Source organism: Streptomyces sp. HPF1205 (assembly GCF_020400825.1).
GTDB lineage: Bacteria > Actinomycetota > Actinomycetes > Streptomycetales > Streptomycetaceae > Actinacidiphila.
Genome location: NZ_JAINVH010000003.1, coordinates 271,775 through 288,251, shown reverse-complemented (window position 1 = coordinate 288,251; position 16,477 = coordinate 271,775). Strand labels below are relative to the sequence as shown.

Genomic DNA, 16,477 nt, shown 5'->3' with positions numbered 1-16,477 from the left:
CCGCCCGCGGGTCAGGCGGCGGAGGGGCCGCCGTCCGCCCCGGTCCTGGCGGCGGCGGCCCGGCGTATCGCGTTCCGGCGGGCCGTCACGTACCGCAGGCCGACCAGGCCCAGGCAGCCGCCGGTCAGGCAGGTCCAGATCCACCAGGCGTGGCCGTGGTCGGAGTACCACCCGTAGAACGGGAGCTGCGCGAGGAACAGCGCGAACCACACGATCGTGCCGACCGTGACGGTCGCCACGTCATTGGCCTCCAGGGGCTCCGGGGCCTCGCGCAAAGGACTCCGCTGCTTGCTCATGAGGCCATCGTATGCGGCCGGCACGGGGCGGCGTCCGGCCGCCTGTGGATACCTGTCGATACCTGTGGAAAACTCCTCCGCGCCCTCCCACCTTGATGTCTACGCGCGGAGATAGCGTTTCGGTTCATCGTCTGTTCATACTGAAACGGTCAGGCGATGGCCTGAAGTATTCGTACGATCGCACAAACCGTCCCCACCCTGCACCTCCCGTACCACCCCGAGGACCTTTCGCATGCCCCTCACGGCCCCCGCTCCGGTCGGCACGCGGCAGCCCCCCGGCCGCCGATCCGCCTCTGGCCTGGACCGCTTCTTCCACATATCCGAGCGCGGCTCCTCCATCCCCCGGGAGATCCGGGGCGGCCTCGCCACTTTCTTCGCGATGGCGTACATCATCGTGCTGAACCCGATCATCCTCGGGTCCGCGGTGGACAAGTACGGCCATCACCTGGCCGGTGGCCAGCTCGTCACCGCCACCGTCATCACCGCGGCCTTCACCACGCTGCTGATGGGCGTGATCGGCAACGTGCCGGTCGCCCTCGCCGCGGGACTCGGCGTCAACACCGTGGTCGCCCTCCAGCTCGCCCCCAAGATGAGCTGGCCGGACGCAATGGGCATGGTCGTCCTCGCCGGTGTGGCGATCATGATCCTTGTCGCGACCGGCCTGCGCGAACGGGTCATGAGCGCCGTACCGCTCGGCCTGCGCAAGGGCATCGCGATCGGCATCGGCCTGTTCATCATGCTCATCGGGCTGGTCGACTCCGGGTTCGTCACCCGCATCCCCGACGCCGCCCACACCACGGTGCCGCTGCAACTGGGCACCGACGGCCACCTGCACGGCTGGCCGGTGGCGATCTTCATCGTCGGCACCCTGCTCACGCTCGGCCTGATCATCCGCAAGGTGTCCGGGGCGATCCTGATCTCCATCATCGCGATGACCGTGGTCGCGGTGCTCGTGGACGCCGTCGGCAACGTCCCGGCGGCTTCCTGGGGCCTGACCGTTCCCAAGTGGCCCGGCAACCCGGTCTCCACCCCCGACTTCGGCCTGATCGGTCACGTCAGCCTGTTCGGCGGCTTCCGGCAGGTCGGCGTTCTGACCGGACTGCTGTTCGTCTTCACGGTGCTGCTGTCGTGCTTCTTCGACGCGATGGGAACCATCCTGGGCGTCAGCGACGAGGCCGGCCTGCTCGACGCGAAGGGCGACCTGCCCGGCATGAACAAGGTGCTGATGATCGACGGCCTGGCCACCGCCGCCGGCGGTGCCACCTCCTCCTCGGCCAACACCTGCTTCGTGGAGTCCACCGCAGGCGTCGGCGAAGGCGCCAGGACGGGTCTGGCATCGGTCGTCACCGGGCTGATGTTCGTCCTCGCGCTCTTCCTCACGCCGCTGGCCACCATGGTGCCCGCCCAGGCCGCCACCCCGGCCCTGGTCGCGGTCGGGTTCCTGATTCTGGCCGGGTCGGTCCGTGAGATCGACTGGAGCGACTACACCATCGCCGTCCCGGCGTTCCTGACCATGGTGCTGATGCCGTTCACCTACTCCATCACCAATGGGATCGGCATCGGATTCCTCACGTTCTGCGTCCTGCGCGTGCTCGCCGGCCGCTGGCGCGAGGTGCCGGTCGCCCTCTATGCGGTGGGAGCCGTCTTCGCCTTCTACTACCTGATGCCGTCCCTCGGGCTCGTCTGAGCCGCATTTATCTGTCGGAATACCCCGAGTCCTCCGCACTGCTGTGATTCGGATCACGACCGGCTCCTCTTCGCCGAGCCCGGTTGGTAATGTGCGCGGCGCATCTTGAACGCGCTGATCGCGGCGCGCAGTGCGGGGGAACGGGGCCCGGGGCGACATCCCCGGAATCCTTCCCCCTGCTTCCACGGGGGAAGTGATTCGCGATGAGAGTCGCTGTTGTCGGGCTGGACGCGGCCGGTGCCCGCTGTTCCGCGCTGTTACGTGCCGAGGGCCACGACGTCCTGACGGTCCGCTCGGCCGCCGACCCTCCCGTCCCCACCACCGCCGGCACGCCCACGGGCTCCGTCCCGATCGCGGGGTTCGGCCCGCCGCGGCCCGGCCATCGCGCGACGGCGGGGGAGCCCGACGAGGTGGGGGATCCCGCCGCGGTGGGCGGGCTCGCGGCGGTGGACGACCCCGCCGGTGTGGACGCCTGGATCGTGGCCGTACCCACGCCCCTTCGCCTCGCGCTGGTACGGCGCCTGCTGCGGCTGGACCCGGCCGCGCGCGTCCTGCTGGAGCAACCCGCCTGCCCGCCGGGCGACCTGCCGGTCCTGCTCCGCCTCCTTACCGCCCACCCGCGGGCCCGTGTGCTGGTCAACGACATATACGCGCACAGCCCCGCCGTCCGCCTTTTCGCCCGTGTTCTGCGCGATGTGTCGGATTCCGAACCCGGTGGCCGTATCGCGCGCGTCACGGTGGAATTCACCAAGAACCGCGAACGCGACATCGCCCGCGGCCGCTTCGTCGACAGCCATTACGGAGTCGCCGGCTATGAATGGCCGCATATGCTGGCCGTTGTCCGCGCCATCCTTCCGCCCGGCGAATACGAGAGCTATCTGCGCACTCCGCCCGTTCTCGTCACCCCGGAAATGCGCGTCGTGGGCGGCGGAGGCCCGCGGCTGCCGGAGATCGAGCTGTACTCGTCCGTACGCGGCCGCATCGGCTTCCCCCGGATCGCCGGGGATTCCTTCCGTTATCCCCTGGCCAGGCGCCGCATCGCCCGCGGGCACATCCCGTACGGCTCCGAGCTGCGCTACCGGTTCGCCGACGTCGTCCTGACCTCCGGCACCCGCGTCACCCTGGTGTTCGAGCCGCACTACCAGACCGGTCAGGACTACAAGAACACGCATGCCGTCCACGTCCGCGACGCCGCCGGCCACCGGACCCACCTGGTCACCGGCAACCACCTGCGCGAAGCCCTGCTCGACGGTCTCGATGCGCTGACCGCCGACACGCCGCGCCCCGATGCGCCGGGCTTCGCTGCGCCGGGCCCCGATGCGCCGGTCCGCGATGCGCCGGTCCGCGATGCGCCGGGCCCCGATGCGCCGGTCCACGATGTGGTGCCGGGGCCCGACGGGCGAGGCGCCCGCCGTGACCTGTCCGGACTGCGGCTGCCCGAGCACTACCACCTGGCCGCCCTCGCGGGCTGCGGCGCGGACGCTCAGGCCGACGAGGCGGGTACGTGCCGGCCGGCGAACCATCGCCGACGCCGCCGGGAGGACCGCCCTTCGCCCTGGCCCGCCGCTTCCGCCCGGGCCGAAGGCCGCGACGACCGTCTCACCGGCTGAGGTCCGCGCCTACGGGGACCTGCTCGGGCCCGGTATCGGCCGGTCCGGTATCGGCCTCCGGCCGGGCCCGGCGTCAGCCCAGCCGGGGCTCCAGTGGGTCCGCGGCCTCGTCGTCGTACCGGCCGCCGTAGAACCGCTCGGTCTCGTCGACGGCGGCCTTGAACCGCTCGTCGAAGTCGTCGCGCACGAGTGTCCCGATCACGTAGTCCTGCGCGCTCATCCCGCGCCTGGCGGCATGCTCGCGGATCCGGTCCCACAGATCTCCGTCTATGCGGAGGCTGAGCACTCTCGATGCCATGAGCCCACGGTCTCCGCATCTGATGGCCGCGCGTGCCGCTTTCCGCGCCCGCCTCACACGTAAGGGTGAGATCCGGGCGGTCCGCGTTTGGCCAATTGTCCTTAGTCTAAGTAATAAGGTATTCTAAAGATCGTGACCGAACTGTCCGAGGACGACCGCGCGGCCGTCAGCGAGCTACGGGGCGCCGTGATGCGCCTGTCGCGGCGGCTGCGCCACCAGCGCGTCGACGAGTCGCTCAGCCCGACCGAGATGTCGGTGCTGGCCACCCTGGCCCGCTGCGGCTCCGCCACCCCGGGGGAGCTGGCTCGCAAAGAGCACGTCCAGCCCCCGTCGATGACCCGCATCGTGGCGATGCTGGAGGCGAAGGGCCTGGTCCGCCGGGAACCGCATCCCGACGACCGGCGCCAGGTCGTGGTGAGCAGCACCGAGCAGGCCGCCGCGATGCTCGACGAGAGCCGGGAGAAGCGCAACGCCTGGCTGGCCCACCTCGCCGAAGGCCTCGGGGAGGACGATCTCGCCGTACTGCGCCAGGCAGCGCCCGTCCTGGAGAGGCTCGCCCACTTGTGACCGGCCCGCGACCGGACGCACCCGGCTGGGCCCCGCGGGCCCGCGTCCCGGAAGCCCGGCGAACCGCCCCGAAACCCCGAGGCCCCGCAACCCCCAAACCCCGAAGCCCTGGAACCCCGGAGCCCGCAAGCCCTCATAACCCCCGTTGACTCCGATGACCCTCGGTGACCCCCGATGACAAGGAGGCGAGACCCGATTGAGTTCGGCAGCCGGAAAACCCGCCGCAACCGAACCTGACCGCCCCGCGGAACAGAGAGCGGGCACCTTCAGCTCCCTCCGGTTCCGTAACTACCGGCTCTTCGCGACCGGCGCCGTCGTGTCCAACACCGGCACCTGGATGTCGCGAATAGCCCAGGACTGGCTGGTGCTCAGCCTCACCGGCTCCTCCTTCGCCGTGGGCATCACCACCGCCCTGCAGTTCCTGCCGATGCTGCTCTTCGGCCTGTACGGCGGCGTCATAGCCGACCGCTACCCCAAGCGGCAGATCCTGCTGTGCACCCAGTCCGCCCTCGGCGTCCTCGGGCTGGGCCTGGCCGGCCTCACCCTCAGCGGTGTCGTCCAGGTCTGGCACGTCTACGCCGTCGCCTTCCTGCTCGGCGTCGTCACCGTCGTGGACAACCCCACCCGGCAGACCTTCGTGGTGGAGATGGTCGGCCCCGCCTCCGTCCGCAACGCGGTCTCCCTGAACTCCGCCAACTTCCAGGCCGCCCGCCTGGTCGGCCCCGCCATCGCCGGTGTGCTGATCACGGCCGTGGGAAGCGGCTGGGCCTTCCTGCTCAACGGCCTGTCCTTCCTGGCCCCCCTCACCGGCCTGCTGCTGATGCGCACCTCGGAACTGCACCGCATCGAGCGCGCCCCGCGGTCCAAGGGCCAACTGCGCGAGGGACTGCGCTACGTGGCAGCCAGGCCGGAACTCATCTGGCCGATCGTCCTCGTCGGCTTCATCGGCACCTTCGGCTTCAACTTCCCGATCTGGCTGTCCGCGTTCGTGAACAAGGTCTTCCACAGCGGCGCGGGCACCTACGGCCTGCTCAACACCCTCATGGCGGCCGGCTCGCTGCTCGGCGCCCTGCTCGCCGCCCGCCGCAGCCGCACCCGGCTGCGCGTCCTGGTCGGCGGCGCGCTGCTGTTCGGCCTGCTGGAGGCCACCGCCTCCCTCGTTCCCGCGTTCTGGATGTTCGCGGCCCTGCTGGTGCCGATCGGCATCTTCGGCCTGACCTTCAACACCACCGCCAACGCCACCGTCCAGCTCGCCAGCGACCCCGCCATGCGCGGCCGGGTGATGAGCCTGTACATGATGGTCTTCGTCGGTGGCACCCCCATCGGCGGCCCGATCATGGGCTGGGTCACCGACACCTACGGTGCCCGGATCGGCTTCCTGTCCGGCGGCCTGATCGCCGCCGCCGCGGCCGTCGGCGTCGGCGTGGTGCTGGCCCGGACGGGGGACCTGCGCGTCAAGGTCAACCTGCGCAGGACCAAGGACCAGCCGATGATCTCCTTTGTGCCCCGCCATCCGACCCCGACGCCGCCCGACGACACCGCCCCCCGGCTGACCCCCGCCGCATGAGACTCTTCGTCGCCCTGCTGCCGCCCCCCGCCGCCCTCGCCGAACTGGACGCGGGGCTCACGCGCGTCCGCGGCCTTCCGGACGCCGACGCGCTGCGCTGGACCGCGCGCGAGGGGTGGCACCTGACCCTCGCCTTTCTCGGCGAGGTTCCCGAGGAGACCCGGCCCGACCTCGACGAGCGACTGGCCAGGGCAGCCCGCCGGCACGGCCCGTACGAGCTGCGGCTGGCCGGCGGCGGCCGGTTCGGCGACCGCACGCTGTGGGCGGGGGCCGAGGGCGACCTCACGGCCGTGGGCCACCTCGCCGACTCGGTACGGGCCGCCGCTCGCCGGGCCGGCGCTCCCGCCGCCGAGGAGCACGGTTTCCACGCCCACCTGACCCTGGCCCGGGCCCGGCAGGGCGCCCGCGTCCGCCTGCGCCCTTTCGCCGACGCCCTCGCGGACTTCCGCGGCTCATCCTGGACGGCCGGCACCCTCAGCCTGGTCGCCAGCATTCCGCCGCGCTCCGGCGTCCCCGGCGAGCAGCCCCACTACCGGAGCGCCGTGTCCTGGCCGCTGGGGCCGGCCACCGCGGCCCGCCTGCCGGAGCGGTGACCGGGGCCGGTTAACCTCGAAGCGTGGACCCCAAGACCCGTACCCGCGTGATGACCGCCGCCTTCGTACTCATGATCGTGGTGGTGGTCGTCGCCGCCGCGATCCGCTGACCGCGGCGGCGAGACGGGACCGCGGTCCCCCGCGTCACCAGGCGAACGCCTCCGGCGAGGGACCCGGGCCGGGGAAGATCTCGTCCAGCGCTGCCAGGAACTCCGCCGACAGCTCCAGCTCGACCGCCCGCAGCGCCGAGTCGAGCTGCTCCTGGGTACGCGGGCCCACGATCGGCCCCGTCACCCCCGGCCGGGTCAGCAGCCAGGCCAGGCCCACGTCACCCGGCTGCAGACCGTGCTTGTCGCACAGGTCCTCGTACGCCTGGATCTGGTCGCGCTGCTCCTGCGAGTTCAGGGAGTCCGCCGACCGGCCGCTGGTCGAGCGGGCTCCGCCGCCCTCGCGCTGCTTGCGCAGCGCCCCGCCGAGCAGGCCCCCGTGCAGCGGCGACCAGGGGATCACTCCGAGGCCGTAGCCCTGCGCCGCCGGGATCACCTCCATCTCCGCCCGCCGCTCGACCAGGTTGTACAGGCACTGCTCGGAGACCAGCCCGAGGGAGCCGCGCCGTGCGGCCGCCTCGTTGGCCCGGGCGATGTGCCAGCCGGCGAAGTTGCTCGACCCGGCGTAAAGGATCTTGCCCTGCTGTACCAGGACGTCGATCGCCTGCCAGATCTCCTCCCACGGGGTGGCCCGGTCCACGTGGTGGAACTGGTACAGGTCGATGTGGTCCGTGCCCAGCCGCTTCAGGCTCGCCTCGACCGCCCGGCGGATGTTCACCGCGGACAGCCGGTCGTAGTTCGGCCACGCCTCGCCCTCGGGGGCCATGTCGGCGTAGACCTTCGTGGCCAGCACCGTCTTGTCGCGCCGCCCACCACCCTTGGCGAACCAGCTGCCGATGATCTCCTCGGTACGGCCCCGGTTCGGGCCCCAGCCGTACACGTTGGCGGTGTCGAAGAAGTTGATCCCCGCGGCGAGCGCCGCGTCCATGATCGCGTGGCTGTCCGCCTCGTCGGTCTGCGGGCCGAAGTTCATGGTGCCCAGCACCAGACGGCTCACCTTGAGGCCCGTGCGGCCCAACTGTGTGTACTCCATGGCACCCAAGCCAAGCTCTTCGAGTGCGCTCGAATCAAGGGCTCCCGTCCGGCGTCGGCCCGTGCCGTGCCGGACGATATCGACGGGGACCGGCCGGCCTCGCCGCCGCCCCTGCCAGGGCCGGCCCGGCGGCCCCGGGAAGGGCCGGGAAGGGCCGGGAAGGGCCGGGAGGGGCCGCTCGTCAGCCGCCCGCGTACGGTGCCCCCATACCCCAGGCCTGGTGCATGGCGTCCGCGAACGCCGCCGCCAGCTTGTGCTCCCCCGAGGAGTTGGGGTGGGTGCCGTCATAGGTGTCGAGGAGGATGTCGTAGCCCTCGGGGCGGGAGGCGAGGAGCAGCGGCGACGCGGGGGAGTCGTGGTCGGCGACCACCTTCGCCAACTCGGTGTTGAACCGCGCGCACTCGTCGGCGAACCCGGGGTCGAGGTCCGCCCTGGTGTTGGGGATCACCGGCAGCAGCGCCATGCGCACCCGTGGGGCGGCCGCCCGCGCCTCGGCTATGAAGCGCTCGACGTTCACCGCCGTCTGCTCGGCGTCGGTGTAGAAGCCGAGATCGATCAGGCCGAGCGACACCAGCAGCACGTCCGGCCGGTGCTCGCGCACCGTGTCACCGATCAGCGGTGCCATGTGCAGCCAGCCCTCTCCCCAGCCCGCCAGATGGCGTCGCGCGTGCGGGGGAAATCCCGGGTCGGCGTATTCCGCCGACACCGCCGCGTCCGCTGCCTTGTCGTAGAGCGTGACCCGCGGCCCCACCACCTGGAACGGCTCACCGAGCGCACACAGGTGCCGCCACATCCGATAGCGCCAGGTGTAGTCGCCGGCCGAACCGACGGTCATCGAGTCGCCGACGAAGAGGTAACGCATGCGGGGCATCATCCACGATCCGCACCCGACCGGGGAGACTGGGGTACATGCGTGCGTATCCTCCCGCGGCGGTCGCCTGTGCGGCACTCGCCCTGGCCTGTGCCGGACCGGTCGTCCAAGCCGTCGCCGACAGCGGGCCCTCGGTGGCCTTCTCCCTGACCGACCCTCGGATCAAGGAGTCCAGCGGCCTGGCCGCCAGCAGGATCCACCCGGGGGTGTACTGGACACACGACGACAGCGGCGACGGGCCCTACGTCTACGCCGTCGACTCCGCCACCGGGAAGACCGTCGCCAAGGTGACCATGCGGGGCATCCACGCCCGCGACGTGGAGGCCATCTCGCTGGGCCCCGACGGGGACCTTTACGTCGGCGACATCGGCGACAACCTCGACGGCGCCTGGTCCGAGGTCTGGATCTACCGCTTCCCCGAGCCCCGGCAGTTGCGTGACCGGACCGTCGACGTCACCCGCTACACCGTCCGCTACCAGGACGGCCCCCGCAATGCCGAGGCCCTGATGGTCCATCCCAGGACCGGCCGGGTCTACATCGCCAGCAAGAACGAGGACGGCGGGCACCTCTACGCCGGCCCCACCAGGCTGAGCAGCAAGGGCGTGAACGTCTTCCGGCGCATCGCCGACGTGCCCTGGGTGACCGACGGCGCCTTCTCGCCCGACGGCTCCCGCCTGGTGCTGCGCGGCTACCTCTGGGCCACCGACTACCGCTGGGTGAACGGCCGCCCTCAGAAGATCGGCAGCCTCGACGTCCCCCTCCAGCCCCAGGGGGAGTCCGTCACCTACACCACCGACGGCCGGGCCCTGATGTTCGGCAGCGAGGGATCGGACAGCGAGGTCTGGCGCGAGCCCCTCAAGGGCGCCGACCTGCCGGACGACGTCGCACGGCAGTCCCCCGCGACCGCCGGCGGTCACAACGGGACGCGGGGACCGGCCGAGAACTCGGCCAAGGACACCAAGACGACCAAGTCCGGCGGCAAGGTCGTGGGCGTGGCCGTGGTGGTCGGCATCGGCGTCATCGCGATGAGCGTCCGCAACGCTGCCCGGCGCAGGCGCCGCCAGTCGGCGCAGTGACGGTCGGCGGGATGTCGGTCGGGGGAATGTCGGTCCACGGATTGACGGGCCGCTGGGCAGCCGGAGCGCCGGGCTCCGGTCCAGGGCGTCGGTGGCCCGCCGCGCGCCGCGGGTTGCCGCCGGCGGCACGCACGACCGGTGGGCACGACGCCTGGATACGACAGACGGGAAACGGGCTGCCGCCGCCGGTCGCTGTCCGGCGGCGGCACAGGCCCTCCAGCGTTGTGCCAGGCGGTCAGAGCCGGCCGATGACGTGGTCGATGCAGGCGGTCAGCGCCTCGACGTCGGCCGGGTCCACGGCGGGGAACATCGCGATCCGCAACTGGTTGCGGCCCAGCTTGCGGTAGGGCTCGGTGTCAACGATGCCGTTGGCCCGCAGCACCTTCGCGACGGCGGCCGCGTCGACACCGTCCTGGAAGTCGATCGTGCCGACGACCTGCGAACGCTGCGCCGGGTCGGTCACGAACGGCGTGGCGTACGAGGACTTCTCCGCCCAGCCGTACAGCCGCGAGGAGGAGTCGGCGGTGCGCTCGACCGCCCACGACAGGCCGCCCTGCCCGTTGATCCACTCCAGTTGCTGGTTCAGCAGGAAGAGAGTGGCCAGCGCGGGCGTGTTGTACGTCTGGTTCTTCAGCGAGTTGTCGATCGCGGTCGGCAGGTCGAAGAACGCCGGGATGTGCCGGCCCGAGGCCGAGATCGCCTCGACCCGCTCCAGGGCCGCCGGGGAGAACACCGCCAGCCACAGACCGCCGTCGGCCGCGAAGGACTTCTGCGGCGCGAAGTAGTAGACATCCGTCTCGGTGATGTCCACCGGAAGGCCGCCCGCGCCGGAGGTGGCGTCCACCAGGACCAGCGCCCCCTCGTCCGCGCCCGCGACCCGGCGCAGCGGGGCGGCGACGCCGGTCGACGTCTCGTTGTGCGTGAAGGCGTAGACGTCCACGCCCGCCTCGGCCACCGGCAGCGGGTGAGTGCCGGGGTCGGACGAGATCACGGTGGGGTCGGCCAGCCACGGGGCCAGCTTCGCCGCCTTCGCGAACTTGGAGGAGAACTCACCGAACGACAGATGCTGGGACTTCTCGCTGATCAGACCATGGGTGGCGATGTCCCAGAAGGCCGTGGAGCCGCCGTTGCCGAGCACCACCTCGTAGCCCTCGGGAAGCGAGAAGAGCTGCCGGACGCCGTCGCGGACCTGCCCCACCAGGTTCTTCACCGGCGCCTGCCGGTGAGAGGTGCCGAGCAGAGCCGTGCCGGTCGCGGCCAGGGCGTCGAGCGCCTCCGTCCGCACCTTGGAGGGGCCCGATCCGAAGCGTCCGTCGGCGGGCTTGATGTCAGCGGGGATCTGAATGTCGGCCACGCTCGCAGCGTAGTGCGTAACCGGAAGGTTTCCGCCAGTGTTCCACCCGGTGAGACGAGTGCCCCGCGGCCGGGTACCGGTGAGAGCGGGCGGCCGGCCGGGCAAGCTGGGCACATGACGGTGGATCCGGCACTTGACCTGGAGCGGGCGCTGCGCGCCGCGGTACGCGGTGACGTCGCCTTCGACGCCGGGGCCCGAGCCCTGGTGACCATGGACGCCTCGAACTACCGGCGGGTGCCCCTCGGGGTGGTCGCGCCCGCGGACGCCGACGACGTGGCCGCAGCGCTGGCCGTGTGCCGCGAGCACGGGGTGCCGGTGGTGCCGCGCGGAGGCGGCACTTCCATCGCCGGCCAGGCGACCGGCACGGGGGTCGTCCTGGACTTCACCCGCCGTATGAACCGCGTCCTCGGCCTGGATCCCGAGACTCGGACCGCACGGGTACAGCCCGGGGTGGTCCTCGACGACCTGCGGTCGGCCGCCGCCGCGCACGGCCTCACGTTCGGACCCGACCCGTCCACGCACAGCCGCTGCACCCTCGGTGGCATGATCGGCAACAACGCCTGCGGCTCGCACTCGGTGGCCTGGGGCACCACGGCGGACAACGTGCGCGCCCTGGACGTGCTCACGTACCGGGGCGAGCGGGTCCGGCTGGACCCCGGTTTTGCGGCGGACGGCCCACCCCGGCTGCGCGACGGCATGCGCGCGCTGGCGGACGGGCATCTCGCCCTGCTGCGGACCGGCTTCCCGCAACTGCCGCGCCGCATCTCCGGCTACGCCCTCGACCGGCTGCTGCCCGAGCACGGGCGGGACGCCGTGCGGGCGTTCACCGGCAGCGAGGGCACGCTGGGGGTGCTCACCGAGGCGACCGTGAGCCTCGTGCCCCTGCCGGCGGCACGGGTGCTCACCGTGCTCGGCTATCCCGACGAGAGCGCGGCCGCGCAAGCCGCGCATCACCTGCTGCCGCGGCGGCCGTTGACCGTGGAGGGAATGGCGGCGGATCTCGTCGGACCGGCCGGGCGGGCGCTGCCCGCCGGTGGCGCGTGGCTGTTCGTCGAGGTCGGCGGCGACGACCCGGACGACGCCCTGTCCCGCGCGCGCGAATTGTGCCGTACGGCCGACGGCACGTCGGGAACCGTCGTCGTCGCTGAACCCGCCAGGCAGCGGGACCTGTGGCGGATCCGGGAGGACGCGGCGGGGACCGCGACCCGCATGCCCGATGGCAGCGAGGCATGGCCGGGCTGGGAGGACTGCGCGGTTCCACCCGCCCGTCTGGGCGGCTATCTGCGGGACTTCCGGGCGCTGCTGGCCGAGTTCGGGCTGCGCGGCGCGCCCTACGGCCATTTCGGCGACGGCTGCGTCCATGTGCGGGTGGACTTCGACCTCATGGACCAGGCCGGCCTCGCACGCTTCCGCCGCTTCTCCGAGGCCGCCGCGGAACTGGTGGTGTCGCACGGCGGCTCGCTCTCCGGAGAGCACGGCGACGGGCAGGCGCGTGCCGAACTCCTGCCGAAGATGTACGGCCCGGAGATGATCGCACTCTTTTCAGATTTCAAGGACCTCTGGGATCCGGACGGCGGACTGAACCCGGGGATGCTCGTGCGTCCCAATGCCATTGATAGCAACTTGCGCTTCACGGTGCTTCCCTCCGCGAAGGCCCGACCCGTCGACGTGGAATTCACCTATCCGGGTGATGGAGGTGACTTTCCCGCCGCCGTCCGCCGCTGCGTCGGAGTCGCCAAGTGCCGCACCGCGACGCTTCCGCCGGGTGGCTCGGACGTCATGTGCCCGTCATTCCGGGTCACCGGCGAGGAACGGCACTCCACGCGCGGCAGGGCACGCCTGCTGCACGAGATGCTGTCCGGTCGCGTCATCACCGGAGGCTGGCGTTCCACCGAGGTGCGCGAGGCTCTTGACCTGTGTCTTTCCTGCAAAGGGTGCCGAAGCGACTGCCCCGTGGAAGTCGACATGGCCACGTACAAAGCGGAGTTCCTGCACCACCACTACCGAGGGCGGCCCAGGCCCCGCGCGCACTACGCGATGGGGTGGCTTCCGGTGTGGCTGCGGGCCGCCGCGCCCTTCGCCGAAATCCTCAACCGCCTCGCACGACACCCGTCAACCGCTTGGACGGTGAAGCGGCTTGGCGGGATCGCACGGGAACGCGAATTGCCCGAACTCGCGTCCGAGACATTCACTCGATGGTGGGATAGGAGAGCCACGAAAGAGGGACAGGCCGGCCCGACGGTGGTCCTGTGGCCCGACACCTTCACCAACCACTTCGCCCCCGACGTCGGCCGCGCGGCCGTGCGCGTGCTCGAAGCGGCGGGGATCACCGTACGGACCCCGCCCGCCCCTGTGTGCTGCGGCCTGACCTGGGTGTCCACCGGCCAGCTCACCAAAGCGAAGGCCGTCGCGCGCCGCACCCTGGCACGGCTCGCCCCCGTACTCGACGAGGGCCTCCCGACCGTCGTGCTCGAACCGAGCTGCGCCGCGGCCCTCCGCGCCGACCTGCCGGAACTGCTCGGACCCGCCGCCTCCGGGGCCGCCCGCCTGGCCGCGTCGGTGCGGACCTTCGCCGAGGCGCTGGAGGAGTTCGCGCCGGACTGGACGCCGCCCCGGCTGGACACCGCGGTCACCGGCCAGACCCACTGCCACCAGCACGCCGTGCTCGGCGACGCCGCCGACCGCCGGATGCGGGAGAAGGCGGGGCTGACCGGGGAGCTGGTCGGCGGCTGCTGCGGTCTGGCGGGCAACTTCGGCTTCGAGACCGGGCACTTCGAGGTGTCGGCGGCCTGCGCGGAAGAAGCGCTGCTGCCCGCCGTACGGTCGGCCGGCCCCGGCACCGCCGTCCTGGCGGACGGTTTCTCCTGCCGGACCCAGCTGGCCCAGCTCGGCGGCGTCCGCGCCCGCCACCTCGCCGAAGTTCTCGCCGATCACGAGACGAACACCTAGGCGCATCTCGACCAGCGACCTCGACGGGGACCCGGGGTGACCGGGCCGCCGCGTCTCAGTGCGCGATGCCCTCGTACCCTTCCACGTCCCGCACGGCGCGCGAGGCGGGGCCGACGTAGCGGGCGGAGGGGCGCACCAGCCTGCCGGTACGTTTCTGCTCCAGGATGTGCGCCGACCAGCCGGCCGTCCGCGCGCAGGTGAACATCGACGTGAACATGTGCGCCGGCACCTGTGCGAAGTCCAGCACGATGGCGGCCCAGAACTCCACGTTGGTGGCGAGGACCCGGTCGGGGCGCCGCGCGTGCAGCTCCGCCAGCGCCGCCTTCTCCAGCGCCTCGGCCACTTCGAACCGCGGCGCGCCCAGCTCACGGGCGGTACGGCGCAGCACGCGTGCCCGCGGGTCCTCGGCGCGGTAGACGCGGTGGCCGAAGCCCATCAGCCGCTCGCCCCTGTCGAGCGCGGCCTTCACGTAACCCTCCGCGTCACCCGTGCGCTCGATCTCCTCGATCATGCCGAGCACCCGGGACGGCGCCCCGCCGTGCAGCGGCCCCGACATCGCGCCGACCGCGCCGGACAGGGCCGCGGCCACGTCCGCTCCGGTCGAGGCGATGACCCGGGCGGTAAACGTTGACGCGTTCATGCCGTGCTCGGCGGCCGACGTCCAGTACGCGTCCACGGCCGCGACGTGCTTCGGGTCGGGCTCCCCGCGCCAGCGGATCATGAAACGCTCGGTGATGGACCGCGCCTTGTCGATCTCCCGCTGCGGCACCATGGGCAGCCCCTGCCCGCGCGCGGACTGGGCGACGTACGACAGCGCCATCACGGCGGCGCGCGCGAGATTGTCCCTGGCCTCCTGTTCGTCGATGTCGAGCAGCGGTTTGAGCCCCCACACCGGTGCCAGCATGGCCAGCGCGGACTGCACGTCCACCCGGATGTCGCCGGAGTGCACCGGGATGGGGAACGGCTCGGCGGGCGGCAGGCCGGGCGCGAACCTGCCGTCGACCAGCAGCCCCCACACGTTGCCGAAACCTATGTGGCCGACCAGCTCCTCGATGTCGACTCCCCGGTACCGGAGCGCGCCGCCTTCCTTGTCCGGCTCGGCGATCTCCGTTTCGAACGCGACGACTCCTTCGAGCCCGGGGACGAATTCGGACATGGACGGCTCCTCTTGACGATCTCGACAGTGCGCTGACTGCGGTGTGCCCCGTTCGAGCGACTGTCACGCCGCTCCATCCGGTCCAACAGGTTCCCGCCGACCAGGCCGGACCGGCGCATCCACGACCCGCAATTGTCCCGGCAGGCGCCTGGTGACGGCCACAGTGAGATGTGGCACATCCCGGCCGCCGCCATGGTTGCGGACCGGCGGGCAAGATGTGCGGGTGCGAGAACCCGAAGAGGCGGCGGCGCGGACGGTACCCCAGGACGACCCGGCGGCCATGCGCCGGCAGTACCGGGCGGCCGGGCTGGCGGAGGCGGACCTGGCCGACGACCCTTACGAGCAGTTCGCCCGCTGGTTCGCGGACGCGGTGAAGGCCACCGGCACGGGCGCGATCACCGAACCCAACGCCATGGTCGTCTCCACGGCGGACGCCGACGGCGTACCCAGCTCCCGCACGGTCCTGCTCAAGGGCTACGACCAGCGCGGATTCGTCTTTTTCAGTAATTACGGCTCCCGCAAGGGCCGCGAGCTCGCCGCCAACCCGCGCGCCTCGCTGCTCTTCCCCTGGCACCCCGTGGCGCGCCAGGTCATCGTGAACGGGATCGTGGAGCGGGTGCCGCCGCAGGAGACCGCCGCCTACTTCCACAGCCGCCCGCACGGCTCCCAGCTCGGTGCCTGGGCCAGCGAACAGTCCGCGGTCGTCCCGTCCCGGACCGTGATCGAGGAGCGGTACGCGGAGGTGGCCGCACGCTGGCCGGAGGGCGGCCAGGTACCGGTGCCGCCGTTCTGGGGCGGGTTCCGCGTCACCGCCCTCAGCGTCGAGTTCTGGCAGGGCCGGGAGAACCGCCTCCACGACCGGCTCCGGTACGTACGCGTCGACGGCGGGTGGACGGTCGAGCGCCTGGCGCCGTGACGGGTGTGGAAGCCGCGTCCGATGCGGCCGCCCCGGGGTGGCCGCGTCCCGGGGTGCGGCCGACCGCTCGCATCCAGGTGGCGGCTGATCACTCGCATCCAGGTGGCGGGTGGGCCCGCGTCAAGGCGGCGGGCAAAGAAACGACCCGCGGACTGCTCCTCGAAGCCTGGTGACTTCGAGCACCGGCCGGACAAATCCGACGAGCCCGCGGGTCGGGTGTACTGCGTGGGATTTGGCGCGCCTCGCGCACCGAGTGCGCGGAGCTAGCCCGCAGTCACCTCACGTGTCCGAGTGCAACTCATGCTTCGAACCACCTCCCTTCTGTGTGCCGCCACAGTAAGAAGCGATTCGGGGGTGGGACAAGTTATTTACGGAAATCTCGTGTGACTCACCGCAC

14 protein-coding genes are annotated in these 16,477 nt (G+C 71.7%); 8 read left to right on the top strand and 6 right to left on the bottom strand.

Annotation, left to right across the window (positions count from 1 at the left end):
* Positions 1–11: 11 nt before the first annotated feature.
* Positions 12–296, bottom strand: coding sequence for a DUF2530 domain-containing protein (locus tag K7G61_RS05295; protein WP_225845423.1), 285 nt, complete (start codon positions 294–296; stop codon positions 12–14).
* 232 nt (positions 297–528) lie between these two features.
* On the opposite strand from K7G61_RS05295, the gene K7G61_RS05290 reads away from it, so the two are divergent.
* Positions 529–1,983 (top strand): NCS2 family permease, encoded by a 1,455-nt coding sequence (locus K7G61_RS05290; protein ID WP_225845422.1) that lies wholly within the window; start codon positions 529–531, stop codon positions 1,981–1,983.
* Positions 1,984–2,186: 203 nt separating this feature from the next.
* On the top strand, positions 2,187–3,593 hold the full coding sequence (locus K7G61_RS05285; protein WP_225845421.1) for a hypothetical protein: 1,407 nt from the start codon (positions 2,187–2,189) through the stop codon (positions 3,591–3,593).
* Between the two features lie 73 nt (positions 3,594–3,666).
* Here the strand turns inward: K7G61_RS05285 and K7G61_RS05280 are convergent, their stop codons facing one another.
* A complete protein-coding gene (locus K7G61_RS05280) occupies positions 3,667–3,891 on the bottom strand; it encodes a ribbon-helix-helix protein, CopG family (RefSeq protein WP_225845420.1) in 225 nt (74 codons plus the stop codon).
* A gap of 189 nt (positions 3,892–4,080) precedes the next feature.
* Between K7G61_RS05280 and K7G61_RS05275 the strand changes: the two genes are divergently transcribed.
* From K7G61_RS05275 to thpR, 3 genes are all read left to right on the top strand, one after another.
* Positions 4,081–4,458 (top strand): MarR family winged helix-turn-helix transcriptional regulator, encoded by a 378-nt coding sequence (locus K7G61_RS05275; RefSeq protein ID WP_225845576.1) that lies wholly within the window; start codon positions 4,081–4,083, stop codon positions 4,456–4,458.
* Positions 4,459–4,654: 196 nt separating this feature from the next.
* Positions 4,655–6,025, top strand: a complete 1,371-nt coding sequence (locus K7G61_RS05270; RefSeq protein ID WP_225845419.1) for an MFS transporter — start codon at positions 4,655–4,657, stop codon at positions 6,023–6,025.
* On the top strand, positions 6,022–6,618 hold the full coding sequence (thpR, locus tag K7G61_RS05265) for an RNA 2',3'-cyclic phosphodiesterase (RefSeq protein WP_225845418.1): 597 nt from the start codon (positions 6,022–6,024) through the stop codon (positions 6,616–6,618). The genes K7G61_RS05270 and thpR overlap by 4 nt, the downstream gene beginning before the upstream one ends.
* A 144-nt stretch (positions 6,619–6,762) precedes the next feature.
* Here the strand turns inward: thpR and K7G61_RS05260 are convergent, their stop codons facing one another.
* Entirely contained in the window at positions 6,763–7,758 is a 996-nt protein-coding gene (locus K7G61_RS05260) for an aldo/keto reductase (protein ID WP_225845417.1), read from the bottom strand.
* A gap of 181 nt (positions 7,759–7,939) precedes the next feature.
* Entirely contained in the window at positions 7,940–8,620 is a 681-nt protein-coding gene (locus K7G61_RS05255) for an SGNH/GDSL hydrolase family protein (protein ID WP_225845416.1), read from the bottom strand.
* 47 nt (positions 8,621–8,667) lie between these two features.
* Between K7G61_RS05255 and K7G61_RS05250 the strand changes: the two genes are divergently transcribed.
* A complete protein-coding gene (locus K7G61_RS05250; RefSeq protein ID WP_225845415.1) occupies positions 8,668–9,705 on the top strand; it encodes an esterase-like activity of phytase family protein in 1,038 nt (345 codons plus the stop codon).
* Between the two features lie 235 nt (positions 9,706–9,940).
* On the opposite strand, the gene serC is transcribed toward K7G61_RS05250, so the two are convergent.
* The gene (gene serC / locus K7G61_RS05245; RefSeq protein WP_225845414.1) at positions 9,941–11,059 is read right to left on the bottom strand and encodes a phosphoserine transaminase; all 1,119 of its coding nucleotides are present in this window, start codon (positions 11,057–11,059) and stop codon (positions 9,941–9,943) included.
* A 114-nt stretch (positions 11,060–11,173) separates the two neighbouring features.
* Between serC and K7G61_RS05240 the strand changes: the two genes are divergently transcribed.
* Positions 11,174–14,008, top strand: coding sequence for an FAD-binding and (Fe-S)-binding domain-containing protein (locus K7G61_RS05240; RefSeq protein WP_225845412.1), 2,835 nt, complete (start codon positions 11,174–11,176; stop codon positions 14,006–14,008).
* A 55-nt stretch (positions 14,009–14,063) separates the two neighbouring features.
* On the opposite strand, the gene K7G61_RS05235 is transcribed toward K7G61_RS05240, so the two are convergent.
* Positions 14,064–15,164, bottom strand: coding sequence for a citrate synthase 2 (locus K7G61_RS05235; RefSeq protein ID WP_225845410.1), 1,101 nt, complete (start codon positions 15,162–15,164; stop codon positions 14,064–14,066).
* A gap of 280 nt (positions 15,165–15,444) precedes the next feature.
* Here K7G61_RS05235 and pdxH point away from each other — a divergent pair, with 280 nt between their 5' ends.
* Positions 15,445–16,080 (top strand): pyridoxamine 5'-phosphate oxidase, encoded by a 636-nt coding sequence (pdxH, locus tag K7G61_RS05230; RefSeq protein ID WP_225845575.1) that lies wholly within the window; start codon positions 15,445–15,447, stop codon positions 16,078–16,080.
* Positions 16,081–16,477 lie beyond the last annotated feature (397 nt).